The organism is Roseateles sp. P5_D6, assembly GCF_054049415.1.
The window spans coordinates 188,574-211,583 of sequence record NZ_JBFUMK010000010.1; the positions used below are offsets into that span (position 1 = coordinate 188,574).

The 23,010-nt window shown below is 65.9% G+C and carries 18 protein-coding genes and 1 pseudogene; 16 read left to right on the forward strand and 3 right to left on the reverse strand.

Translation table 11 applies throughout. The annotated features are described in order from the left end of the window. The first annotated feature begins 2 nt into the window (after positions 1-2). From ACXJKM_RS15675 to ACXJKM_RS15715, 9 genes are all read left to right on the forward strand, one after another. Positions 3-1,898: a glycoside hydrolase family 97 catalytic domain-containing protein gene (locus ACXJKM_RS15675; RefSeq protein ID WP_457353502.1), complete on the forward strand. Its 1,896-nt coding sequence runs from the start codon at positions 3-5 to the stop codon at positions 1,896-1,898. Positions 1,899-1,927: 29 nt separating this feature from the next. Beyond that, positions 1,928-2,680: a FadR/GntR family transcriptional regulator gene (locus ACXJKM_RS15680; RefSeq protein ID WP_457353504.1), complete on the forward strand. Its 753-nt coding sequence runs from the start codon at positions 1,928-1,930 to the stop codon at positions 2,678-2,680. Positions 2,681-2,850: 170 nt separating this feature from the next. After that, positions 2,851-3,831 (forward strand): LysR family transcriptional regulator, encoded by a 981-nt coding sequence (locus tag ACXJKM_RS15685; RefSeq protein WP_457353506.1) that lies wholly within the window; start codon positions 2,851-2,853, stop codon positions 3,829-3,831. Positions 3,832-3,949: 118 nt separating this feature from the next. Then, on the forward strand, positions 3,950-4,303 hold the full coding sequence (locus tag ACXJKM_RS15690) for a hypothetical protein (RefSeq protein ID WP_457353508.1): 354 nt from the start codon (positions 3,950-3,952) through the stop codon (positions 4,301-4,303). Continuing rightward, complete coding sequence (locus ACXJKM_RS15695) at positions 4,300-5,460, forward strand: hypothetical protein (RefSeq protein ID WP_457353510.1); 1,161 nt, start codon at positions 4,300-4,302, stop codon at positions 5,458-5,460. Before ACXJKM_RS15690 ends, ACXJKM_RS15695 begins: the two co-directional genes overlap by 4 nt. A 369-nt stretch (positions 5,461-5,829) precedes the next feature. Further along, complete coding sequence (gene dnaN, locus ACXJKM_RS15700) at positions 5,830-6,942, forward strand: DNA polymerase III subunit beta (RefSeq protein ID WP_457326050.1); 1,113 nt, start codon at positions 5,830-5,832, stop codon at positions 6,940-6,942. 95 nt (positions 6,943-7,037) lie between these two features. After that, complete coding sequence (gyrB, locus tag ACXJKM_RS15705; RefSeq protein ID WP_457353512.1) at positions 7,038-9,587, forward strand: DNA topoisomerase (ATP-hydrolyzing) subunit B; 2,550 nt, start codon at positions 7,038-7,040, stop codon at positions 9,585-9,587. A 37-nt stretch (positions 9,588-9,624) separates the two neighbouring features. Beyond that, a complete protein-coding gene (locus ACXJKM_RS15710) occupies positions 9,625-9,939 on the forward strand; it encodes a nucleotidyltransferase family protein (RefSeq protein ID WP_457353514.1) in 315 nt (104 codons plus the stop codon). Next, complete coding sequence (locus ACXJKM_RS15715) at positions 9,929-10,177, forward strand: HepT-like ribonuclease domain-containing protein (protein WP_457353516.1); 249 nt, start codon at positions 9,929-9,931, stop codon at positions 10,175-10,177. The genes ACXJKM_RS15710 and ACXJKM_RS15715 overlap by 11 nt, the downstream gene beginning before the upstream one ends. Before the next feature lie 172 nt (positions 10,178-10,349). Here ACXJKM_RS15715 and ACXJKM_RS15720 read toward each other — a convergent pair whose 3' ends face one another. Together ACXJKM_RS15720 and ACXJKM_RS15725 are read right to left on the reverse strand one after the other, a co-directional pair. Then, a complete protein-coding gene (locus ACXJKM_RS15720) occupies positions 10,350-11,942 on the reverse strand; it encodes a tetratricopeptide repeat-containing sulfotransferase family protein (protein ID WP_457353518.1) in 1,593 nt (530 codons plus the stop codon). Then, positions 11,939-12,076, reverse strand: a complete 138-nt coding sequence (locus tag ACXJKM_RS15725; protein WP_157280997.1) for an adenylyl-sulfate kinase — start codon at positions 12,074-12,076, stop codon at positions 11,939-11,941. Before ACXJKM_RS15725 ends, ACXJKM_RS15720 begins: the two co-directional genes overlap by 4 nt. A 60-nt stretch (positions 12,077-12,136) precedes the next feature. Here ACXJKM_RS15725 and ACXJKM_RS15730 point away from each other — a divergent pair. The 7 genes and pseudogenes from ACXJKM_RS15730 to ACXJKM_RS15760 form a co-directional block, all read left to right on the forward strand. Then, positions 12,137-12,349, forward strand: a pseudogene (locus ACXJKM_RS15730) (hypothetical protein); the annotation flags it as partial. Between the two features lie 162 nt (positions 12,350-12,511). After that, on the forward strand, positions 12,512-14,638 hold the full coding sequence (locus ACXJKM_RS15735) for an N-6 DNA methylase (protein ID WP_457353520.1): 2,127 nt from the start codon (positions 12,512-12,514) through the stop codon (positions 14,636-14,638). Next, positions 14,638-15,882: a restriction endonuclease subunit S gene (locus ACXJKM_RS15740; protein WP_457353521.1), complete on the forward strand. Its 1,245-nt coding sequence runs from the start codon at positions 14,638-14,640 to the stop codon at positions 15,880-15,882. The genes ACXJKM_RS15735 and ACXJKM_RS15740 overlap by 1 nt, the downstream gene beginning before the upstream one ends. Positions 15,883-15,923: 41 nt before the next feature. Further along, positions 15,924-19,184 (forward strand): type I restriction endonuclease subunit R, encoded by a 3,261-nt coding sequence (locus ACXJKM_RS15745; RefSeq protein WP_457353523.1) that lies wholly within the window; start codon positions 15,924-15,926, stop codon positions 19,182-19,184. 178 nt (positions 19,185-19,362) lie between these two features. Next, a complete protein-coding gene (locus ACXJKM_RS15750) occupies positions 19,363-20,067 on the forward strand; it encodes an ATP-binding protein (RefSeq protein ID WP_457353525.1) in 705 nt (234 codons plus the stop codon). Positions 20,068-20,245: 178 nt separating this feature from the next. Beyond that, positions 20,246-20,407 (forward strand): hypothetical protein, encoded by a 162-nt coding sequence (locus tag ACXJKM_RS15755; protein ID WP_457353527.1) that lies wholly within the window; start codon positions 20,246-20,248, stop codon positions 20,405-20,407. A 60-nt stretch (positions 20,408-20,467) separates the two neighbouring features. Further along, positions 20,468-21,979 carry an N-6 DNA methylase gene (locus ACXJKM_RS15760; RefSeq protein WP_457353529.1) on the forward strand — a complete coding sequence of 504 codons (1,512 nt, stop codon included), beginning with the start codon at positions 20,468-20,470 and terminating at the stop codon, positions 21,977-21,979. 51 nt (positions 21,980-22,030) lie between these two features. Here ACXJKM_RS15760 and ACXJKM_RS15765 read toward each other — a convergent pair whose 3' ends face one another. Further along, on the reverse strand, positions 22,031-22,984 hold the full coding sequence (locus tag ACXJKM_RS15765) for an alpha/beta hydrolase (protein ID WP_457353531.1): 954 nt from the start codon (positions 22,982-22,984) through the stop codon (positions 22,031-22,033). Positions 22,985-23,010 lie beyond the last annotated feature (26 nt).

Sequence of the window (23,010 nt, forward strand, 5' to 3'; positions counted from 1 at the left end):
ATATGCGCCTCATCGCTTCGTTCATGCTCGCAATCCCTGCGCTCGCCCAGGCCTTGAACAGCCCCGACGGCCAGCTCCAGGTCGACGTGTCGGTCAACGCCGAGCAGCAGCTCGTCTACACGGTGCAGCGCGCCGGCCAACCCGTGCTGCTGCCGTCACGGCTGGGCCTGGTGCTGGAGCAGGGCGATTTCGCCAACGGCCTCAAGCTCGTAGCCACGTCGAAGGTGAAACCGCACCGCGAGCAGTACACACTGGCCGCCGGCAAGAAGAGCCGCGTGGACTACCGGGCCAACGAGCAGCGTTTCACCGTCGCCAACTCCGCCGGCCAAAGGCTTATCCTGACCCTGCGCGCCTCCAACGACGGCCTGGCGCTGCGCTACACGGTGGACGGCCCCGGCCGCAAGCAGTTCAAGGACGAACTGACCAGCTTCGCCTTCGCGCCCGATGCGCGCGCCTGGCTGCAGCCCATGGCGACCGCCAAGTCGGGCTACAAGCGCGTGAACCCGTCTTATGAAGAGCACTACCAGATGGGCATCGCCGTCGGCACGCCGTCGCCCATGCCGGCCGGCTGGATTTTCCCGGCGCTGTTCCGCAGCGGCGCCAATTGGGTGGCGTTGACCGAAGCCGGCATGGACGGCCGCTTCCACGCGTCGCGCCTGCAAGCCGACTCGACCGGCGGCACCTACCGCATCGGTCTGCCCGACCCGAGCGAGGTCTTCACCGGCGGCCACCTGCTGGCGCAAGTCGATGGGCCGCTGACCACGCCCTGGCGCGTGCTCGCCATCGGCCCGCTGAAGACGGTCATGGAGTCCACCCTCGGCACCGATCTCGCCGCCCCCGCCGTACCCTTCGACAAGGCCAGGCTCAAGCCCGGCCATGCGTCCTGGAGCTGGGCGCTGCTGAAGGACGAGGCCACCGTCTTCGAGGTGCAGAAGCGCTTCATCGACTACGCCGCCGACATGGGCTGGAACTACACGCTTGTCGACGCCGAGTGGGACCGCCAGATCGGCGACGCCAAGATGAAGGCGCTGGCCGACTACGGCCGGACCAAGGGCGTCGGCCTGCTGGCTTGGTACAACTCCGCGGGCGACTGGAACGACACCCCGCAGACGCCTCGCAGCATGCTGCTGACGCGCGCCGACCGGCAGCGCGAGTTCGCGCGCATGAAGGCCATCGGGGTGAAGGGCTTGAAGGTGGACTTCTTCGGTGGCGACGGCGCCTCCATGCAGGCCTACTACGTCGATCTGCTGAAGGAGTCCGCGGCGGCTGGCCTGCTGATGAACTTCCACGGCGCCACGCTGCCGCGCGGCTGGAGCCGCACCTATCCCCACCTGATGACGGTGGAAGCGGTGCGCGGCCTGGAGTTCACGACCTTCACGCAGGAAGACCAGGACGCCGTCGTCACGCACGCCGCGATGCTGCCGTTCACGCGCAACCTCTTCGACCCCATGGACTTCACGCCCATGGTGTTCGGCGACGTCCCCAACATCAAGCGCGCCACGCGCAACGGCTTCGAGCTGGCCGAGAGCGTGCTGTTCCTGTCGGGCATCCAGCATTTCGCCGAGACGCCCGAGGGCATGGCCACCGTGCCAGCCTATGTGAAGGGCCTGCTGCGCGAGCTGCCTCGCCACTGGGACGAGGTGCGCTTCCTGGACGGCGAGCCGGGCAAGTTCGTCGTCATTGCCCGCCGCGCCGGCAAGCAGTGGTTCGTCGCCGGCCTGAACGCCGACGAGCAGCCGCGCGAGATTTCGCTGGACCTGGGCTGGCTGGGCCGGGCCGAGGGCCAGCTCATCACCGACGGCGCCGGCGAGCGCGAGTTTGCTGAAAGCAAGCTCGCCGCACCGGCGGCCAAGCTGACGCTGGCACCCAAGGGCGGCTTTGTCGCGCGCTTTCGATAATGAAGGCTTTAGCAATCGGCCTGGCGTCCATGCGAACCCGAGCAGACCACTCCACCTACAGCGCCCAGACCGAGGGCAAGAGCCAGCACGGCCGCATCGTCAGCGAGCTGGGGCTGTCCATCGTCGGCGGCGAACTGCAGCCCGGCGACAAGCTGCCGCCCGAGGCCCAGCTGCTGGAGCGCTACGAGATCAGCCGCCCCGTGCTGCGCGAGGCCGTGCGCGTGCTCGTCGCCAAGGGCCTGGTGGTGTCGCGCCAGCGCGCCGGCGCCATCGTGCGGCCGCGCAACGAGTGGCATCTGCTGGACCCCGACGTGCTGTACTGGCTGATCCAGTCCCGCCCGCAGCGCGACTTTGTGCAGACGTTGCTGGAAGTGCGCCAGATCTTCGAACCCGCCGCCGCCGCACTGGCTGCCCGCGCCGCGACGGACGAGCAGCTCGCATCCATCGCCACCGCCTACGCAGGCATGGCGGCTGCCAGGACGACGGAGGAGCTGCTGGAGCCCGACCTGGCCTTTCACCGCCGCATTGCCGAAGCCACGGGCAACGACCTGCTGGCCTACATTGGCAACATGCTGTCGCTGGCGCTGCGCGAGTCCATCACGCTGTCCAGCCAGCTGCCCAACACGCACGAGCTCTCGCTGCCGCGCCACAAGGCCATCCTGACCGCGCTGCAGGCCCGCGACCCGCTCGGCGCCCGTCAGGCGACGCTGGTGCAGCTGGACGAAACGGGCGACGACATCAACAGCGTCTTGGCCAACGACGGCAGAGTCAATCTTGCGTGACATGAAGCCCCTCGCCCAAGGCGTACCTTGGCCGGTCCCCCGCGGGGACGGCGATGCTTGCCGGATTGACCGGCAAGCACATCGCCAGATCGGGCCGGCTAGGGAGCGGCCCGGCGCTCGGCCCGACGCAATGCACTACAGCCGCCGCGAACGTGGAATGGACGACTGACATGGCCCGCCAAGATGACGATGACAGCGGCGGCCTGACCGACGCCAGCCCCAACCCCAACTGGTTCCTGCGTGCGCGCCTGAAGACGCGCCAGCTGCTGCTGCTGATTGCGCTCGACGATGAGCGCAACATCCACCGCGCCGCCGAGGTCCTCTGCATGACCCAGCCGGCCGCGTCCAAGCAGCTCAAGGACCTGGAGGACATGCTGGACGTGAAGCTCTTCGAGCGCCACCCGCGCGGCATGGAGCCCACGCTCTACGGCGAAACCATGATCCGCCACGCCCGCATGGCGCTGACGTCGCTGTCCGCCGCGCACGACGACATCGTGTCGCTGAAGAACGGCCTCGCCGGCCAGGTCGAGGTGGGCGTCATCATGACGCCGGCCATGGGCCTGCTGCCCCGCGCCATCTCGCGAATCAAGCTGCAGGCGCCCAAGCTGCGTATCGGCGTGCACATGGAGAGCAGCAAGCAGCTGGTGGACATGCTGCAGCGGGGCAAGCTCGATTTCATGATCGGCCGCATCGTCGAAGAGCAAAACGCCGCCGGCCTGCACTATGAGGAGCTGACGGTCGAGCCCGCCTGCGCCGTGGCGCGCGTGGGCCACCCGCTGCTGAAGGAAGACAACCTCAAGCTCGCCCACCTGGCCGACCAGCCCTGGATCCTGCCGCCCACGGGCAGCGTGCTGCGCCACCGCTGGGAGCTGATGTTCCGCCGCGCCGAGCTGGAGCCGCCGGCCAACAACGTCGACACCACGGCCCTGTTGCTCATCACGGCGCTGCTGCAGCAGACCGACTCCTTGCACGTGATGCCCGTGGAGGTGGCGCGCTATTACGCGTCGCTGAACGTGCTGGCCATCCTGCCCATCGACCTGCCCTGTCACATGGACGCCTTCGGCATCATCACCCGCGAGGGGCACCTGATGTCCCCGGGGGCGCGCCAGCTGCTGCATGAGGTCCGGTCGGCGGCACGGGATTTGTACTGATTGGCGCTTCGCGCCCAGGCGCCCGCATCCACTAAGTTCCGGCGCGCACCACAGATCTGAGGATGACGTCCTCAGGGGCTGAACGCAGCATGGCCGCCACCCACTGATGGAGGCCCCCATGCTTAGACAGTCCGCATCTCCCGTCGAATTCGAATTCAGTCGCTCAGGCGGCACCATCGTTCTGGCCCAGCTCGACATCTGGCAGCCTGGCGCCAACGACTGGACGCTGGTCGCGACCCAGCCTTTCAGCAAGGCCAAGCGTCCGAGTGAGAGCGTCGCTCTGAAACTGCCCAAAGGCAGCTACACGTGCGTCTTCCAGTGCTTCGTGCAGGAGTCTCTCAACGGTAAGTACGGCTTCACGTTCGCCGTGGCGGGCCAAGACACCTATGCCGACGGCGGTGACGTGAACACCACAGCGGCAAAGGACGACACCAAGGCGTTCAAGGACCAATTTATCCTGGAGGTCGCATGAACCCCTCCGCGCGCTTCATGGTGCTGCCCGGCCTGCTGCTTTCGGTCGCTGTAGCGCAGGCTGAAACGGCACAGCAGGAGATCTTCAGCAAAGGCGGTGCGACATGGGCCAGCCTCACCGAAGACACTGGTGCCGGCGCAGTGGCCGCAGCGGGCATGCTGGGCATGGCAGGCGACTCCGTTGCTACTGTGGAAAACGTCAAAGGTCTCGTGGCATCGCTGAAGGGGCTCAACGTCGGAGGTAGCAAAGGCGCGCTGGCCCTTGGCATCACCCCGGCACGTACGTCGTTCGCGCCGATGAACCTCAGCACCTACGCCGGGTACGGCAGCCTTAACGCGACCGTGGCCCGCATCCTGGGGTCAACCACGGTGGGATATGCCCAGGGGCAGAGCCAAGTATCGGCAGTGGACTATGACCGCCGGGCGCTGTCTGTGCAGACCACTTGGTTTCTGCGTGCGAGTGACGATCCGGTGCTGGCTGTGGCTGAAGCGGCGGAATCGTGCAAGGTCTTCGATTCGAGCAAGCCGAAGCCAGCTGCGCCAACGGCCGTGACGCCCGGCCCGGCAGGTGCCGCCGCCAAACCGGCTGAGGTCGATCCTGCCGAATCGAAGGCCCGGTTCGCGGATTGCACGAAAAAAGCGATAGCTAACTTGCGATGGAACCGCTCGCTCGCTTCTTTGTCGGTTGCACGAGGTTGGATACGTCGCAGCGACGGCAGCGCCCCTGAACTCTCTATGGGCACCGCCCTGACGGCCAACTTGACGCTGGGCTTCAACCCCGCCGTCGGCTGGTTTGACCAAGGCCTCGCGCTGACTCTGGGCTATCGCCATACACGCAATGAACCTGTGCTCGCGACATTGGCAAATGCCGCTCCGGAACGGCGCCGTACCCAGCTTGCACTTGTTCGCGTGACAGGAGGCAGCGACGAGTCGAGGTTGTTCGCCGAGTTGAGCAATGCCCGGCGGGAGAAGGTGACCGAGAGCCAGCGGGCCTTCAAATATGCGGTGGGTATCGATACCCGATTGATGCCGGATGTGTGGCTCAACCTGCGACTCGGCAAGCAGCGGACCATCACCGGAGAGAAGCTGGAGACCGCCAGTCTGCTTTCGCTCAGCTGGAGCCCCAAGGCATTGATGAACGTCGGCACGGGGCCTTGACCTGCGCAAAGCCCGTTTCGGGCTTTGCGCGCATGAGACGCTGCACGGTCGTTGCTGAAAGACCAAGGCGCCTGCAAGTGCGTTCGTGGCGGTCGCGCGACCCAGCGGCGCTACCGCTTGGCCCGTACGGCCAGCCTGCACGGGAATTTCTCCAAGAAAAGGCAGGTTCGGCCGCCAACTCACGCAATTTAGTTCCGAGTCAGCCCGCGCTGCTCAGCCGGGCGACTCCGCCTCCGGGTTGTCCCGTAGCCTCCGAGACAGCCCTCTCGGCCGGCCGGGCACCGTTTCCGGGCGACAATCGCAGCTTCGCGCGCGCGTTGTGCTTGGGCGCGCCGAAACTGCCCCCCAGAGATCCCCCAAGAGGCCTCCATGATCGTTTTGAAAGCTCCCCAGGATCAGGTGCTCGGCGCGCTGCAAGCGGTGTCCGGCATCGTCGAGCGGCGCCACACGCTGCCCATCCTGGCCAATGTGCTGATCCGCAAGACCGGCAACCAGGTGGAGCTCACAACCAGCGACCTCGAGATCCAGGTGCGCACCACCGTGCAATTCGACGGCGACACCGGCAACCTGCAAACCACCGTCGGCGCCCGCAAGCTGATCGACATCCTGCGCTCCATGCCGGCCGACCAGGTCGTCAGCCTGACCAGCAACGCCAACAAGATGACCCTGCAGGGCGGCAAGAGCCGCTTCACGCTGCAGACCCTGCCGGCCGACGACTTCCCCCTCGTGCAGGAAGCCGCCGACTTCGGCCCCGCCTTCAGCGTGCCGCAAAAGGCGCTCAAGGGCCTGATCAACCAGGTCCACTTCGCCATGGCGGTGCATGACATCCGCTACTACCTGAACGGCATCCTGTTCGTCGCCGAAGGCAAGAACCTGACGCTGGTGGCCACCGACGGCCACCGCCTGGCGCTGGCCCAGGCCGAGCTGGACACCGACATCCCCAAGCAGGAAGTCATCCTGCCGCGCAAGACCGTGCTGGAACTGCAGCGCCTGCTGAAGGACGGCAAGGAAGACGACGCCATCGAGATGCGCTTTGCCGGCAACCAGGCCAAGTTCTCTTTCAGCGGCATGGAGTTCGTCACCAAGCTGGTCGAGGGCAAGTTCCCCGACTACAACCGCGTCATCCCCAAGAGCCACAAGTTCCGCCTGACGCTGGGCCGCGCGCCGCTGCTGAGCAGCCTGCAGCGCGCCGCCATCCTGACCAGCGAGAAGTTCAAGGCCGTGCGCCTGACCTTCGAGCCGGGCCTGCTGTCCATCGCGTCCAGCAACGCCGAGCAGGAAGAAGCCAAGGAAGAGATCGAGATCGACTACGCCGGCGACAAGATCGAGACCGGCTTCAACGTCACCTACCTGATGGATGCCCTGGCCAACATGAGCCAGGACATGGTCTGCATCGACCTGAACGACAGCGCCAGCAGCGCGCTGCTGACCATCCCCGACACCACCGGCTTCAAGTACGTCGTGATGCCGATGCGAATCTGAGCCAGCACCCTGGCTTGGACACAGCGGGCTTCGGCCCGCTTCAGTGCTTTTAAAGGGCGATGAATTTGTCGCCCGCGAGTGAGAGAGAGTTCCCGATGAGTGATGTTTCCAGCAGTGCCGACCACCCCGATGGCCTGAACGCCAACCAGCAGGCGGCCGCCGCGGCCGAGGCCAAATCGGGCGCGGTGTACGACGCCGATTCCATCCAGATCCTGGAAGGCCTGGAAGCCGTGCGCAAGCGCCCCGGCATGTACATCGGCGACACCTCCGACGGCACCGGCCTGCACCACCTCGTCTTCGAAGTGGTGGACAACTCCATCGACGAGGCCCTGGCCGGCCACTGCGACGACATCGTCGTCACCATCCACACCGACAACTCCATCTCCGTCATCGACAACGGCCGCGGCATCCCCACCGGCGTCAAGATGGACGACAAGCACGAGCCCAAGCGCTCGGCCGCCGAGATCGCGCTGACCGAGCTGCACGCCGGCGGCAAGTTCAACCAGAACAGCTACAAGGTCTCGGGCGGCCTGCACGGCGTGGGCGTGTCCTGCGTCAACGGCCTGTCCAAGTTCCTGCGCCTGACCGTGCGCCAGAACGGCAAGGTGCACTTCATGGAGTTCGCCAAGGGCATCCCGCAGGACCGCGAGATCGTCATGGTCAACGGCTTCGAAACCAGCCCGATGAAGGTCATCGGCGAGACCGACAAGCGCGGCACGGAAGTCCACTTCCTGCCCGACACCGAGATCTTCAAAGAGAACAACGACTACCACTACGACATCCTCGCCAAGCGCCTGCGCGAGCTCTCGTTCCTGAACAACGGCGTCAAGATCCGCCTCGTCGACGAGCGCAACAACAAGGAAGACAACTTCGCCTATGCCGGCGGCGTGAAGGGCTTCGTCGAGTTCATCAACAAGGGCAAGACCACCCTGCACCCGAACATCTTCCACGCCCAGGGCGACAAGATGAGCGACCAGCAGACCAACATCGGCGTCGAAGTGGCGATGCAGTGGAACGACGGCTTCAACGAGAACGTCCTCTGCTTCACCAACAACATCCCGCAGCGCGACGGCGGCACCCACTTGACCGGCCTGCGCGCCGCGATGACCCGCGTCATCAACAAATACATCGACGACAACGAGCTGGCCAAGAAGGCCAAGGTCGAGGTCGCCGGTGACGACATGCGCGAAGGCCTCGCGTGCGTCGTCAGCGTCAAGGTGCCCGAGCCCAAGTTCAGCTCGCAGACGAAAGACAAGCTCGTCAGCTCGGAAGTGCGCGGCCCGGTGGAAGACATCGTCTCCCGCCTGCTGACCGACTACCTGCTCGAGAACCCCACCGACGCCAAGATCATCTGCGGCAAGATCCTCGACGCCGCCCGCGCCCGCGAAGCCGCCCGCAAGGCCCGCGAGATGACGCGCCGCAAGGGCGTGCTCGACGGCCTGGGCCTGCCCGGCAAGCTGGCCGACTGCCAGGAAAAAGACCCGGCGCTGTGCGAGATCTACATCGTCGAGGGCGACTCCGCCGGCGGCTCCGCCAAGCAGGGCCGCGACCGCAAGTTCCAGGCCATCCTGCCGCTGCGCGGCAAGATCCTGAATGTCGAGAAGGCCCGCTACGAGAAGCTGTTGACCAGCAACGAAATCCTGACGCTGATCACCGCCCTGGGCACCGGCATCGGCCGCGGCGCCGGCGGCGACGACTTCAACCCCGACAAGCTCCGCTACCACCGCATCATCATCATGACCGACGCGGACGTGGACGGCGCCCACATCCGCACCCTGCTGCTGACCTTCTTCTACCGCCAGATGCCCGAGCTCTGCGAGCGCGGCCACATCTACATCGCCCAGCCGCCGCTGTACAAGGTCAAGGTCGGCAAGCACGAGCAGTACCTGAAGGACGCGCCCGAGCTCGACAGCTTCCTGCTCAAGGTCGCGCTGCAGGACGCGAGCCTGGACACCGGCACCGGCAACACGCTCAAGGGCGACACCCTCGACACGCTGGCCCGCAAATACGTGGCCGCGCAGTCCGTCATCGCGCGCCTGTCCAACTGGATGGACATTGAAGCCCTGCACGTGCTGGCCAACGGCCTGGCCCTCAAGCTTGACACCCACGAGGACGCCGACGCCAGCGCCGCCAGCCTCAAGGGCCTGCTGCACGACGCGCTGGTGACGGTGGAGACCGACCCGCGCACCGACAAGTTCTTCCTGAAGATCGCCCGCACCCACCACGGCAACGTGCGCGCCAGCGTCATCCACGCCGACTTCGTGCACGGCGCCGACTACGAAGTGCTGGCCGACGCGGGCCTGAGCTTCCAGGGCCTCATCCAGGCCGGCGCCATCGTGCGCAAGGGCGAGGGCGAGAAGGCCAAGGAAAGCAAGGTCGACGACTTCCGCGCCGCCATGGCCTGGCTCATGCTGCAAGCCGAAAGCGCCGTCGGCCGCCAGCGCTACAAGGGCCTGGGCGAGATGAACCCCGAGCAGCTCTGGGAAACGACCATGGACCCCACCGTGCGCCGCCTGCTGCGCGTGCAGATCGACGACGCCATCGAGGCGGACAAGGTCTTCACGATGCTGATGGGCGACGAGGTGGAGCCGCGGCGCGACTTCATTGAGACCAACGCGCTGCGCGCGGGCAACATCGACGTTTGACGTTGACGCGGCCCCGCGCAACGGCTTGAATCCGCTCATGCAAGTCCCGGCCCTTGTCACCGAGCGGAGCGAAGCCATTGCAGCGCTTTGCAAGCAAGCTCACGCGCGGCGGCTGGACCTGTTCGGGTCAGCGGTCCGGGAGGACTTCGACGCCAGGTCCAGCGATCTCGACTTCCTCGTCGTGTTCGAAGACCTCCCGCCCGTGCGTTATGCCGAGGCGTTCTTCGAACTGAAGCGCAGCCTGGAACGGCTGTTCGCCCGGCCGGTCGACCTGGTGGTGGAGCGTGCGATCCGCAACCCGTACTTCAAGCAACGGGTGAGCGCAGAGCGACAGCCGGTCTATGGCGCCTGACCTGCGCAAGTACATCTGGGATGCCAAGGAAGCTGCCGCGCGTGCGCTGCGATTCACTGCCGGCAAGTCTCTTGATGACTACGTGGGTGATGAGCTGCTGCGCTCTGCCGTCGAGCGCCAGTTCCTGATCCTTGGCGAAGCCCTTGGGGTGTCGTTGCCGGGCCGCTGGAGCAGATGCTCAGCGAACTCGAGTCGCTTTGATTTGCGGCAGGACTTGCCTCGGGTTCATCAGGAATAAGTCGTTGCTCATTGGGCGACGATCGTTGCCACGCCATTACATGTCGATTTAATGCCATTAAATCGACATCTAAGGGCTCTCATGTCGACGCAAGCCCGGTGCGCCGACACGAACGTGAGGCGCATCCCCTAAGCGTCAGACGCTGGGGCGTCGTCGGCGGTGGCCGGGCCGGTCACCCCCCTGTCGCGGCGAAACGATCGCGCAGCGGGTCGAGCAGCGGGCCGTAGCGCTGCCCCGGCGTCGACGCGGCGCGCATCGGCTGGCGCACCTGCAGCGCGCTTGGCGTGCGGATCGCGCGCGCCGTCTCGTGGAAGCGCAGGCAGGCCGGCTCGAAGTCGAGGCCGCAGGCGGCGAGCAGCGCGTGGATGCCGGCGTTCGGGTCGGCGACGAGGTCCTCGTACCGTTGCACGACGAAGCGGCCCGGGTACCGCTCGGCCCAGAAGCGGGCGAGCTCTTCGTAGGCGCGCCAGTACGCCGCGAGCCCGTCGAAGCTGTACGTGAAGTGCACCATGCCCGGCCCGAAGAGCTGCTTGTAGCAGGACCACGCAGTCTCCACCGGGTCGCGGCGGCAGTCGATGATGCGAGCCCCGGGCAGCATGCGCAGCACGGCGCCTGCATAGAGCCAGTTCTCGGGCAGCTTGTCGGTGGCGATTGGCTTGCCGGTGCGCCAGCGCGCGCTCGCCCGCAAGTAGGCGTCGCCGAGCCGCCGCCAGTCAGCGTCGCTGGCATCGGCGACCCAAGCCGGGAACGGCTTGCCGCGCCGGCGAGACTCGGCGTCGAGCAGGTGCGGCAGGTACGGCAGCTCGCTCGCGCCTTCGACCTGCGAGTGGCTCGCGAGGATCTGCTCGACCAGCGTCGTCCCCGACCGCGGCAGTCCGACGAGGAAGATCACCTCACGCCCCGGCCCTTCCTGCGGCGGCGGCGGCGCGCCGGCGAACGCGGCGCGGATCGCGTCGACGTGGCGCGCGAACGCCGCGGTGTCCCACGGCCGCGACGCGCGCGCCGCATCGTTCGCCGCGCACAGGACCCGGAACGCGTCGGCGTGCCGGCCCGCGTTCTCCAGCCCGTGGCCGAGGGCGAAGCGCAGGAACAGCCGTTCCTCCGCCGGCATCGTCGCCGGCGGCGCGGCGGCCTTCGCCTCGAGCTGCGCCAGCTCGTCGGCGGTCATCGGCACGACCTTCAGGTCGGCCAGCGTGAACCACGCGTGCGCGACCAGCTCGCCGCGCGCGATCAGGTGCCGGCAATCCGCGGCCGCGACATCGCCATGGCCGAGCGCCGTGGCGCAGCGTGCGCGTTGCAGCCGGGCGAGCGGCGCCGCCGGGTCAAGCGCGACGGCGCGCTGCACGGCGCCGTACGCCGCCGCCGGCTCGCCGGCGTTGTCATGCTCGAACGACAGCCCCAGCCAGTCGGCCGATGTCGTCGCGTGTGCCTCGCCTTCGCGCAGCGTCGCGACCACCGCAGCGTGGTCATGTGCGTGCTCCTGCGCGGCCGCGAGCTGCGAGCGGAGGTCGAAGTCCTCGGGCCGCTGCGCGAGCGCGCGCGCGAGGTCCTGCGTTGCGCCTTCCCAGTCGTCGTCGCCGGCGCGGCAGACCGCGCGCAGGCGCAAGACCTCCGGGTGCTCCGGCGCGCTGCGCGCCAGATCGAGCAGCAGCACCCCCGCGTACATGCGGTCGCCCGCCTGCAGCGCCTGCGTGGCGCGGGCCAGCTGCTGCACGTCGGCAGGCTTCAGCCCCCGCAGCGGATCGCTCGACACCGCGCGCTTCATGCCAGTCTCGCGACGAGACGCGCCGCCTGTGCGATCGTGGACTTGCCGGCGCCGGGCAGGCCGGTCAGCCAGAGCACTGCGGCGCGTGGCAACGGTTTGCCGCCGCCTTCATCGGGAACGGGTCGTGAAATCATGCGGCGGATTGTGGCGCCGCGCGCGGCGGGCTCGGCGGCTGTCGCCGCGATGCGCCTCCCGCGCGCCAGCGCTACAAGGGCCTGGGCGAGATGAACCTCGAGCAGCTCTGGGAAGCGACAATAGGCCCCACCGTGCGCCGCCTGCTGCGCGTGCAGATCGACGACGCCATCGAGGCGGACAAGGTCTTCACGATGCTGATGGGCGACGAGGTGGGGCCGCGGCGCGACTTCATTGAGACGAATGCGTTGAGGGCGGGGAATATCGACGTTTGAAGCGTCTGCCCTTGTCACACGCGAATCCGGGAACTTAGCGATTTCCTTTTCGCGCCGCTGAGTTGCAATCCCACCGCGCCGATCAGGTCCGGTGGGATTCCTTTTTGTAGCGAGCCTCAGCTCGCGTACCAGTTCCAGCTGCCCGCACAGCTCACAAGATTCATGAACCGCGAACAACTCAAAAAACTAGAAGCCGACCTCTGGGCTGCCGCTGACAAGCTGCGCGCCAACTCCGATCTCAAGGCCAGCGAATACAGCACTCCGGTGCTCGGGCTGATCTTCCTGAAGTTCGCCGACAACAAATACCGCCAGCACGAGGCGGCCATCGAGCAGGCCTACAAGAAGCTCAAGGGCACCCGCGCCGAGCGCAGCGAGCAGGACATTGCCATTGAGAAGTGCGGCTTCTACCTCAAGCCCCAGGCCCGCTACGACTACCTGCTGAACCTGCCCGAAAAGGAAAACATTGCCAAGGCCATCCGCTCGGCGATGGCCAGCATCGAGAACACTAAGCCCGAGCTGCTGGGCGTGCTGCCGCAGGAGGAGTACGACCGCTTCACCCGCAGCCCCAAGAACCAGCACATCCCCAAGGACCTGCTCAAGCTCTTCTCCGACATCCCGGTGGACGCCTCGGGCGACGTCTTCGGCCAGATCTACGAGTACTTCCTGGCCAACTTCGCGCTCAGCGAGGGCCAGGGCGGCGGCGAGTTTTTCACCCCGCGCTCCGTCGTCAAGCTGATGACCGAGATCATCGAACCCCATGGCGGCAAGGTCTTCGACCCGGCCTGCGGCTCCGGCGGCATGTTCGTGCAGTCGGCAGACTTCATCCTCCAGCACCAGACCGACAAGGCGGCCGACCTGGACGTGTTCGTCTGCGGCACCGAGAAGACGCTGGAGACCGTCAAGCTCGCCAAGATGAACCTGGCCGTGAACAACCTGCGCGGCGACATCAAGCAGGCCAACACCTACTACGAAGACCCCTTCAACGCCTTCGGCGCCTTCGACTACGTGATGGCCAACCCGCCCTTCAACGTGGACGACGTGACGCTGGACGCCGTGGAGAAGGACCGCCGCTTCAACACCTACGGCGTACCGCGCAACAAGACCAAGGCCAAGGCGGCGGCGGGCAAGGACGGCAAGGAGAAGGCCGTCGAGACCGTGCCCAACGGCAACTACCTCTGGATCAACCTCTTCGCCACGTCGCTGAAGCCCGGCGGCCGCGCCGCGCTGGTGATGGCCAACTCGGCCAGCGATGCCCGCCACTCCGAGGCCGACATCCGCCAAACGCTGATCGAGCAGAAACTCATCTACGGCATGCTCACGCTGCCGTCCAACCTGTTCTACACCGTCACGCTGCCGGCCACGCTGTGGTTCTTCGACAAGGGCGAGAGGGCCGATGACAAGGTGCTGTTCATCGACGCCCGCAACATCTTCACCCAAGTGGACCGCGCCCACCGCGAGCTGAGCGACGAGCAGATCCAGAACATTGCCCTCATCCCCCGCCTGCACAAGGGCCGCCGCCAGGAATTCGTGGACCAGGTCGATCGCTACCTGCACCAAGGCATGGCCCAACTCAAGGACGCAGCCGAGCACCTGCCCGCGCTGAGCGAACGCCTACTGGCTGTGCTCGCTGAGGAGGCGGCCGATGCTCAAACCAGCCAGGCCGCGCGCGAAGCCATCGCCGCGCTGCAGGCCCAGTGGGGCCAGCTCGCCGAGCTGGCGCAGGCCCAGGACCAGCACGAACGCACCCGCGGCCAGAAGCACAGCGTGGACGCCCGCAATACCGCCCAGCACCTGCTCCGCGCCCAGTTCACGCCCTTCTTCACCGGTCTGCACGCGGCGGTGAAGGCGCTGGACAAGGCCATCCGGGAGATGGACAAGCGCAAGGCCGAGGCCGCCAAGGCAGACGGCAAACGCGCCACCGCCAACCGCCAGACCAAGGGCGTGAAGGCAGCCGTGCAGGCCCTGCATGACGAGCTGAAAGCCGCCGAGCTGTATTACCAGCATGTGAGCTGGCTGCAGGAGCGCTTCCCCAAGGCCGCCTACGAAGATGTCACCGGCCTGTGCAAGCTGGCCAGCCGCGAGGAGATTGCCGAGCAGGATTGGTCGCTGAATCCAGGGCGGTATGTCGGCGTGGTGATTGAGGAGGATGGGAAGACGGAGGAGGAGTTCCTCGCAGACTTGGCCGCTGCACGCGATCAGCTTCAGGAACTGAGCGACGCCGCAGGCGTGCTTCAGCGCACCATCGCCGCCAACGTCTCGGCTGTATTGGGCGAGGAAGCGACCACGTGATGCAAGAGCCCATCCTCTTTTCCGATCTCATCGCCGAAACCAAGGACGGCGAGTGGGGTGAAGGGCAAGAAGCGCCGGGTCACGTGCTCTGCGATGTGATCCGAGGAACAGATTTTGCTGACCTGCACGCTCCAGGCATTGAGCTACCGCAGCGCTGGATTCCCGAGCATTTGGTCGCGCGTAAAGCGCTGGCGGCTGATGACATCCTGATCGAAACAGCGGGCGGCACTGCCAAGCAATCGACAGGCAGAACCGCACTCATCACCAAGGAGTTCTTGGCCTCCCGAGGAGGCCGACCGGTCTTGTGCTCAAGCTTTGCCCGGCATCTGCGAGTTGACCCGGCCAAAGCTCACACGATCTACCTGTACTACGTGCTCCAAGCGCTGTACGGGTCCGGGTATATGGGCGTCTTCAACCTTCAGCACACAGGCGTTGCCCGGTTCCAGTTCACAGCTTTCAGGACAAAGACTCGGCTCACGCTGCACGAGAGCGCAGCCCAGCCCAGGATCGCCGCGACGCTGAAGAGCTACGACGACCTGATCGCCAACAACCAGCGCCGCATTGCCTTGCTGGAGTCCATGGCCGAAGAGATCTACCGCGAGTGGTTTGTGCGGATGCGGTTTCCTGGATATGAGCGCGCCGAGTTCTTTGCGGGACGCCCAGTGGCTTGGCAGCCCAGGAGGCTAGGTCAGGTTCTGCAGCTTCGATACGGTAAGGCTCTTCCTGAGGGGCAACGTGTTCCCGGACCTTATCGGGTCTACGGTTCGGCAGGCGTCGTCGGCACGCACAGTGAAGCCCTCGTCACAAAGCCCAGCATCGTGGTGGGACGCAAAGGAAATGTCGGCAGCATCTTCTGGGCAAGTAAGCCGTTCTATCCCATTGACACGGTCTACTACGTTGAGTCCGAGCTTCCGCTGATCTACCTGCGCTTCCTGCTCGCGGGCATGAACTTCATCAACAGCGATGCTGCAGTGCCGGGGCTCAACCGCGAACAGGCATATGCCAATGAGGTGCTACTTCCCCAGGATTCGTTGCTGAGCAGGTTTGAAGAGGTTGTTGGGCCGCTCTACCGCCAGCTTGGGGCGCTGGAAGATCAAGTCGCCTGCCTTGGGTCTACACGCGACGCCCTGCTTCCACGCCTGATCTCCGGCAAACTCCGCGTCGAAGCGTTAGACATCCAGTTCCCGCCCAGCATGCAACAGCCGCCCGCAGAGGCCGCACAGCGTGAGGCGATAGCCCGTTAGCAGGTCTTCTTCTCCACAACCGGCAACACCAGGGAGGTGCCGTGGCCGCCGCGAAGAACTTCATCAGTGAGGACGACATCGAGCAGGCCCTGCTGCAGCGGCTGCAGCACCTGTGCGGCTTTGATGCGCTGAACTGCTTCACGGCCCAGCCGGACGACTTGAACGACGGCTCCGGCCGTGCCGACAAGCGCGAGGTGGTCCTGGCCGACCGGCTTCGCGCCGCGCTGGAGCGGCTGAACCCGCAGGCCCCTACCCACGCGGTGGACCAGGCCCTGGCCGAGCTGTTGCGTCCGCGCACGGCGATGAGCCTGGTGGCGGCCAACCGCGAGATGGACGGGCTCATCCGTGACGGTGTGCCGGTGACCTACAAGCCCGAGACCGGGCCGCAGGCGGGGCAGATGGTGACCGAGCGGCTGCGGGCAATCGACTTCGACGCGCCCGACCCGCGCGCTGGCCGCAACCACTACTTGGCGATGAGCCAGCTCTGGGTTCGCGGCGAGCATGGCTACCGCCGGCCCGATGTGCTGCTCTACGTGAACGGCCTGCCGCTGGTGTTCATCGAGCTGAAGAACAGCAACGTCAAGCTGCGCGCCGCCTTCGACGACAACCTCACCAACTACAAGGCCGAGATCCCGCAGCTCTTCACCGCCAATGCGCTGTGCCTGCTGAGCAATGGCATCGAGACCAAGCTGGGCAGCATCACCGCGCAGTGGGAGCACTTCTTCAACTGGCTGCGGGTGGACGACGAGAAGGAGAAGCTGGACCGCAAGGCCATCGCCGCCCAGGGGCTGAGCGTGGAGCGCGCCGTGCTGGGCCTGCTCACGCCCGACCGCCTGCTGGACTATGTGGAGAACTTCTGCGTGTTCTACCGCGAGACGCAGAAGGTCATCGCGCAGAACCACCAGTTCATCGGCGTGAACAACGCCTTCGAGCAGTTCCGGCACCGGCGCGAGCTGGGCGGCAAGCTGGGCGTGTTCTGGCACACCCAGGGCTCGGGCAAGAGCTTCTCGATGGTGTTCTACACGCGCAAGATCTTCCGCAAGCTCACCGGCAACTTCACCTTCGTGGTGGTGACCGACCGGGACGACCTGGACGGGCAGATCTACCGCAACTTCCTGCACACCGGCGTGGTGGCACCTAAGGACGATGTGCGGCCCAAGGGCAGCGCGCAACTGCGCGAGATGCTGGGCAAGAACAAGCGCGTGGTGTTCACGCTGATCCAGAAGTTCCGATTCGAGAAGGGCAAGGACTACCCGCTGCTGTCCGACCGTGACGACATCGTCGTCATCGTGGACGAGGCCCACCGCACGCAGTACGCCGGCCTGGCCGAGAACATGCGCGCCGGCCTGCCGCATGCGAACTTCCTGGCGTTTACTGGCACGCCGCTGCTGGGGGCGGAGCGCAAGACCAATGCCTGGTTTGGCGGCTATGTGTCCGAGTACAACTTCCAGCAGAGCGTGGAGGACGGCGCCACGGTGCCGTTGTTCTACGAGAAGCGCGTGCCGGAGGTGCTGATCCAGAACGACGACTTGACCGAGGAATTCGCCGAGATCCTGGAAGACGAGAACCTCGACGCCCAAGCGCAGGAGAAGCTGGAGCGGCGCTTTGCGCAGGAGATGGAGGTCGTCAAGCGCGAGGACCGGCTGGACACGATTGCGCGCGACATCGTCTATCACTTCCCCCGCCGCGGCTACCTTGGGAAGGGGCTGGTCATCTCGGTGGACAAGTTCACCGCTGTGACCATGTTCGACAAGGTGCAGGCGCTATGGAAGGCGGAGATCAAGGCGCTGAACGGGCGCATCACGGCGACAACAAACGACGTGGAGCGCCGGCGCCTGAAGCAGTTGAAGGCCTGGATGGGCGCGGTGCAGATGGCGGTGATCGTCAGCGAGGAGGCGGGCGAGGAAGAGAAGTTCGCGAAGAAGGGCTTAGACATCAAGCCGCACCGCCAGCGCATGAATGCGCTGGACGAGCACGGCCACGACATCGAGTTCAACTTCAAGGACCCTGAGCACCCGCTGCAGCTGGTGTTCGTCTGCGCCATGTGGCTGACGGGCTTTGACGCGCCGACGGTGAGCACGCTCTACCTGGACAAGCCCATGCAGGGCCATACGCTGATGCAGACCATCGCGCGGGCCAATCGGGTGAGCGGCCACGAGATCCTGGGCGTGTCCAAGCGGCACGGCGAGATCGTGGACTACTACAACGTCTTTCGCCGCATGAAGAAGGCGCTGAAGGACTACGCCGCCGGCCCCGAGGACGACGAGCTGCCGGTGCGGGACAAGAGCCATTTGTTCACGCTGCTGGACGAAGCCATCGAGCAAGGGCTGGCTTACTGCCAAGCCCAAGGCGTGCCGCTGCACGAGGCGCTGGACCGTGGCGACGTGTTCACCAAGCTGGGCCAGTTCAACGGCTTTGCCGACACGCTGCTGGCGAGCGATGAGCAGCGCAAGTCCTTCAACGTCTACGAGAACACGATCTCGTCGCTGTACGAGGCCTGCAAGCCCGAGGTGCTGGGGCAGAAGAAGGGCCGTGTGGTGTCGGCTTTCCAGTACCTGCGTGGGGTCATGGACAGCATCGTCGAGCAGGCAGACATCGACAGCGCCGTGCGGCGCATCGAGGCGCTGCTGGACGCCAGCGTGGTGGTGGACAACGCCGAGGCCTTCTCGGCCAAGGAGTTCGAGGCGCAGTACAAGATCGTGCAGCGCGGCAAGGCCTGGGACCTGAGCAAGGTCAATGTCGAGAAGCTGCGCGAGGAGTTCAAGCAGGCGCCGTTCAAAAACATCCAAATCGCAGACCTGCAGGCCTTCCTCCAGCGCAAGCTGGCCGAGATGCTCGCGCAGAACAGCACGCGGGTGGACTTCTTGCAGCGGCTGCAGCAGGTGATCGACGCCTACAACTCGGGCGCCACGTCCACCGAGAACTACTACGACGAGCTGACGGCCTTCGCCCAGGAGCTGAAAGACGAGGCCGAGCGCCACATCCGCGAAGGGCTGAGTGACGACGAGCTGGAGCTTTTCGACCTGCTGAAGAAGGACCCACTGACGCAGGACGAGACGCAGCGCGTCAAGCTGGCGGCCAAGCATCTGCTGAAACGCCTGGTGGAGGAGCAGCCCAAGGTGCTGATCCAGAACTGGCACCAGAGCGGGCAGACGCAGAAGCAGGTCAGGGCGGAAATCGAGCGCGTCCTCAATGAAGACCTGCCGGACAGCTATGACCGGACCACCTTCAAACAGAAGTGCGACAACGTCTACGACTTGGCGGTGGAGTACGCGATCAGGGGCAAGAAGTGGGCGGCTTGACGTGGGCCGCTGACTGGGTGGTATCGAGGCACGTGGTTTAACCAGGGCGGCGCATCCAGCAGCCCACGCCGCTTCACCGCGTCTGCTCCTTGCCCAGCAACCCCCGCTGCCGCAGCCACTCCTCCACCCGCCTCGGCCACGCCGACGCCGTACCCAACCCGTCGCGCATGCCGATGCCATGCCCGCCCTGCGCGAACAGGAAGGCGGCCGCGGTTACGCAGCAGCTTTCGAGGGCCTGGTGGGATTCATCAACGGGCTGCTGCCGAGCAGCGAGGTGATGGGGCAGGCGCTGCGCAAGTCCGTGCCGATGTACCCGGAGCTGGCCATTCGTGAGTTGGTGGCCAATGCCTTGATTCATCAGGACTTCTCGGTCACGGGCAGTGGGCCGATGGTGGAGCTGTTTGGTGATCGGTTGGAGATCACCAATCCAGGTACGCCGCTGGTGGACACGCAACGCCTGCTGGATCACCCTCCGCGATCACGGAACGAGGCGCTGGCATCGGTGATGAGGCGCGTGGGCATTTGCGAAGAGCGCGGCAGCGGCGTGGACAAGGTTGTCTTTGAGACCGAGTACTACCAGTTGCCGGCGCCCGCCTTCGAGGTGGTGGGGGAGTCCACGCGGAGCACGCTGTTTGCGCCCCGATCACTGACCAAGATGGATGCCAGTGACCGCGTGCGGGCGATCTATCTGCACGCCTGCCTGCGTTACGTCGAGCGCGATTTCATGACCAATACCAGCTTGCGCGGGCGGCTGGGGCTCGATGTCAAGAACAGTGCCGTGGCGTCGAGGCTGATCAAGGAGGCGCTGGGTCAACAGATGATCCGCCTCCACGATGCAACGGCTCCGCCGAAGTACCGCAAGTACGTGCCGTTCTGGGCGTGAGGGGGCTGTACTTGACGAAGATCGGCTCAGGGCGGTGGTTGCGACCACTCGCTTCATAGAAATCAATGGCTTAGCGACGACTTCGGTACTTGACGGTCACTTGATGGACTCCGTCTGGGCGTGTTTCTGGGTGTCGCCACCGCAGGTCGTTTGAGCGGTAACTTCTTTATTCGCGGCCGTGGAAAACAAAGGCCGCATCGGCATTCTTTTCAAACAAATCAAAGACTTAGCGATGCAGTTATTTTCCAAGCACGCCAATCGCTACTTGATGGCGCTGTGTCGCTCCTCAGAAGAGTCGCCAGGACGTGGTCGTGCGGCATCTGAAAAATCAACAACTTAGCCAAGATTCCGAGTACTTGCAGGTCACTTGATAGAACCAATCGACCCGGCACCCATATCCATGAACACCTCCACCCTCATCCAGAAAGTCTGGAACTTCTGCCACACGCTGCGCGACGACGGCGTGGGCTATGGCGACTACCTGGAGCAGCTGACCTATCTGCTGTTCCTGAAGATGGCGCACGAGTACGCCGCGCCGCCCTACCAGCGCGACACCCGCATCCCCAAGGGCTACGACTGGGCCACGCTACGCCCGCTGACCGGCGAGCCGCTGGAGTCGCAGTACCTGACCACGCTGCACAAGCTCGGCCAGCAGGGCGGCATGCTGGGCGCGATCTTCTTCAAGGCGCAGAACAAGATCCAGGACCCGGCCAAGCTGAGTCGCCTGGTCCAGATGATCGACGAGCAGTCCTGGGTGGGCATGGATGCCGACACCAAGGGCGACCTCTACGAAGGCCTGCTGCAGAAGAACGCCGAGGACACCAAGAGCGGCGCCGGCCAGTACTTCACGCCGCGTGCGCTGATCCAGGCCATGGTGGCCTGCATGCGGCCTAAGCCCGGCCAGACGATTGCCGACCCGGCCTGCGGCACGGGCGGCTTCTTCCTGGCGGCCAACGAGTGGCTGACCGGCACCGGTCCCTGGCTTCGCGATCACGGCCACTGGCTGGGCCACGAGACGCCGCGACTGACAAAAACGCAGAAGCACTTCCTGCGCGACGAGGCCTTCCACGGCAACGAGATCGTGGCCGGTACGCGCCGCATGTGCCTGATGAACCTGGTGCTGCACGGCATCGGTGACCTGGTGGGCGAGCCCTCGGTGGAGCGGGCCGATGCGCTGATTGCCGAGCCGCGCCTGGCTGTGGACATGGTGCTGGCCAACCCACCGTTCGGCAAGAAGAGCAGCATGACCATCACGAACGAGGATGGCGAGGAGGACCGCGACGCGCTGACTTACGAGCGCCAGGACTTCTGGGAAACCACGTCCAACAAGCAGCTCAACTTCTTGCAGCACATCGTCAGCATGCTGAAGGTGAATGGCCGCGCGGCGGTGGTGCTGCCGGACAACGTGCTGTTCGAGGGCGGCGCCGGCGAGAAGATCCGCAAGAAGCTGCTGGAGACCTGCGACGTGCACACCGTGCTGCGCCTGCCCACTGGCATCTTCTACGCGCAGGGCGTGAAGGCGAACGTGGTGTTCTTCGACAACGCGCCGAAGGACGGCCGGGCCCATACCAAGGGCGTGTGGTTCTACGACCTGCGCACCAACCAGCACTTCACGCTGAAGACACGGCCACTGAAGCTGCCCGATCTGCAGGACTTCATCCGTTGCTACAACCCGGCCAACCGGCATGAGCGGGTGGCGACGGATCGCTTCAAGTTCTACGCCTACGAGGACTTGGTCGCCCGCGACAAGGCCAGTCTGGATGTGTTCTGGCTGAAGGACGAAAGCCTGGACAACCTAGATGACCTGCCGATGCCGGATGTGCTGCAGCAGGAAATCATTGAGCATCTGGAAGCAGCGCTATCTGCGTTTCGGGACGTGGCTGCGGCCCTGCCGCCGTTTCCGCGTTCTTAGCTGTTTGCTTCAGGCGTTCGACTGAACGCCCGCCCATCGCAGCCCCACGCCTCACCGCCCCACCGCGCCCAACAACCCCCGCTGCCGCAGCCAGTCCTCCACCCGCCTCGGCCAAGCCGACGCCGTACCCAACCCGTCGCGCATGCCGATGCCATGCCCGCCCTGCTCGAACAGGTAGAGCTCGGCCGGCACGCCGGCGCGGGTGAGGGCCTGGTAGTACAGGATGCTGTTCTGCACCGGCACGGTCTTGTCGCCCTGCGTGTGCAGCAGCACCGTGGGCGGGGTGGCGGCCGTCACCTGCTGCTCCAGGGAGGCCAGCGCCAGCAACGCCGGGCTGGGCGCGTCACCCAGCAGCGCGCGGCGCGAGCCGGCGTGGGCGGCGGGGTCGGTCATCGTGATGACGGGGTAGACGAGCACGGCGAAGTCGGGCCGGGCGCTGACGCTGTTGTCCAGCGCGGCGCCGGTGCGGCCGTCGGCATGGTCGAACAGCGTGCTGGCGCTGGCCGCCAGGTGGCCGCCGGCGGAGCTGCCCATCACTCCGATGCGCTTCGGGCCCACGCCGAACTCGGCCGCGCGCGAGCGCACCAGGCGGATGGCGCGCAGCACGTCCTGCAGCGGCGCGGGGTGGCCCCACTCCTGCAGGCGGCTCTTGAGGATGAAGGTGGTGATGCCCAGCGTGCTCAGCCAGGCGGCGTACTGCTCACCCTCACGCTGCCACGACAGGTAGCGGTAGCCGCCGCCCGGGCACAGGATCACGGCGGTGCCGTTGGGGCGGTCGACGGCGGGCGGCACCACGGTGAGCGTGGGCACCGACACGTTGGCGATGCTTCCGTTCGCGTCGACGCGTTCGGCGCCGAGGTCCCCGCGCGCTGCTGGCGCATCCGCCCGCACGGCGGCGGGCACGCCCTCGGGCCAGAGCGGCAGCACGTTCGGCGAGGGCGCGGCCCGGCTGAGCGACGGCAGCAGGGTCAACAAGGGCGACAGGATCAACGGGCGGCGCTGCATGCGTTGGGCGGGCTCGGTCGCCCGTG

What these genes read in the sequence shown, in the direction of transcription:
- ACXJKM_RS15690 (WP_457353508.1), top strand. Translation starts at nt 3,950, where the DNA reads ATGCTTAGACAGTCCGCATCTCCCGTCGAATTCGAATTCAGTCGCTCA.
- ACXJKM_RS15720 (WP_457353518.1), bottom strand. Translation starts at nt 11,942, where the DNA reads ATGAAGCGCGCGGTGTCGAGCGATCCGCTGCGGGGGCTGAAGCCTGCC.
- ACXJKM_RS15715 (WP_457353516.1), top strand. Translation starts at nt 9,929, where the DNA reads ATGGCGCCTGACCTGCGCAAGTACATCTGGGATGCCAAGGAAGCTGCC.
- ACXJKM_RS15680 (WP_457353504.1), top strand. Translation starts at nt 1,928, where the DNA reads ATGCGAACCCGAGCAGACCACTCCACCTACAGCGCCCAGACCGAGGGC.
- ACXJKM_RS15750 (WP_457353525.1), top strand. Translation starts at nt 19,363, where the DNA reads ATGCCCGCCCTGCGCGAACAGGAAGGCGGCCGCGGTTACGCAGCAGCT.
- ACXJKM_RS15695 (WP_457353510.1), top strand. Translation starts at nt 4,300, where the DNA reads ATGAACCCCTCCGCGCGCTTCATGGTGCTGCCCGGCCTGCTGCTTTCG.
- ACXJKM_RS15740 (WP_457353521.1), top strand. Translation starts at nt 14,638, where the DNA reads ATGCAAGAGCCCATCCTCTTTTCCGATCTCATCGCCGAAACCAAGGAC.
- ACXJKM_RS15725 (WP_157280997.1), bottom strand. Translation starts at nt 12,076, where the DNA reads ATGATTTCACGACCCGTTCCCGATGAAGGCGGCGGCAAACCGTTGCCA.
- ACXJKM_RS15760 (WP_457353529.1), top strand. Translation starts at nt 20,468, where the DNA reads ATGAACACCTCCACCCTCATCCAGAAAGTCTGGAACTTCTGCCACACG.
- ACXJKM_RS15675 (WP_457353502.1), top strand. Translation starts at nt 3, where the DNA reads ATGCGCCTCATCGCTTCGTTCATGCTCGCAATCCCTGCGCTCGCCCAG.
- ACXJKM_RS15685 (WP_457353506.1), top strand. Translation starts at nt 2,851, where the DNA reads ATGGCCCGCCAAGATGACGATGACAGCGGCGGCCTGACCGACGCCAGC.
- ACXJKM_RS15710 (WP_457353514.1), top strand. Translation starts at nt 9,625, where the DNA reads ATGCAAGTCCCGGCCCTTGTCACCGAGCGGAGCGAAGCCATTGCAGCG.
- ACXJKM_RS15735 (WP_457353520.1), top strand. Translation starts at nt 12,512, where the DNA reads ATGAACCGCGAACAACTCAAAAAACTAGAAGCCGACCTCTGGGCTGCC.
- gyrB (WP_457353512.1), top strand. Translation starts at nt 7,038, where the DNA reads ATGAGTGATGTTTCCAGCAGTGCCGACCACCCCGATGGCCTGAACGCC.
- dnaN (WP_457326050.1), top strand. Translation starts at nt 5,830, where the DNA reads ATGATCGTTTTGAAAGCTCCCCAGGATCAGGTGCTCGGCGCGCTGCAA.
- ACXJKM_RS15765 (WP_457353531.1), bottom strand. Translation starts at nt 22,984, where the DNA reads ATGCAGCGCCGCCCGTTGATCCTGTCGCCCTTGTTGACCCTGCTGCCG.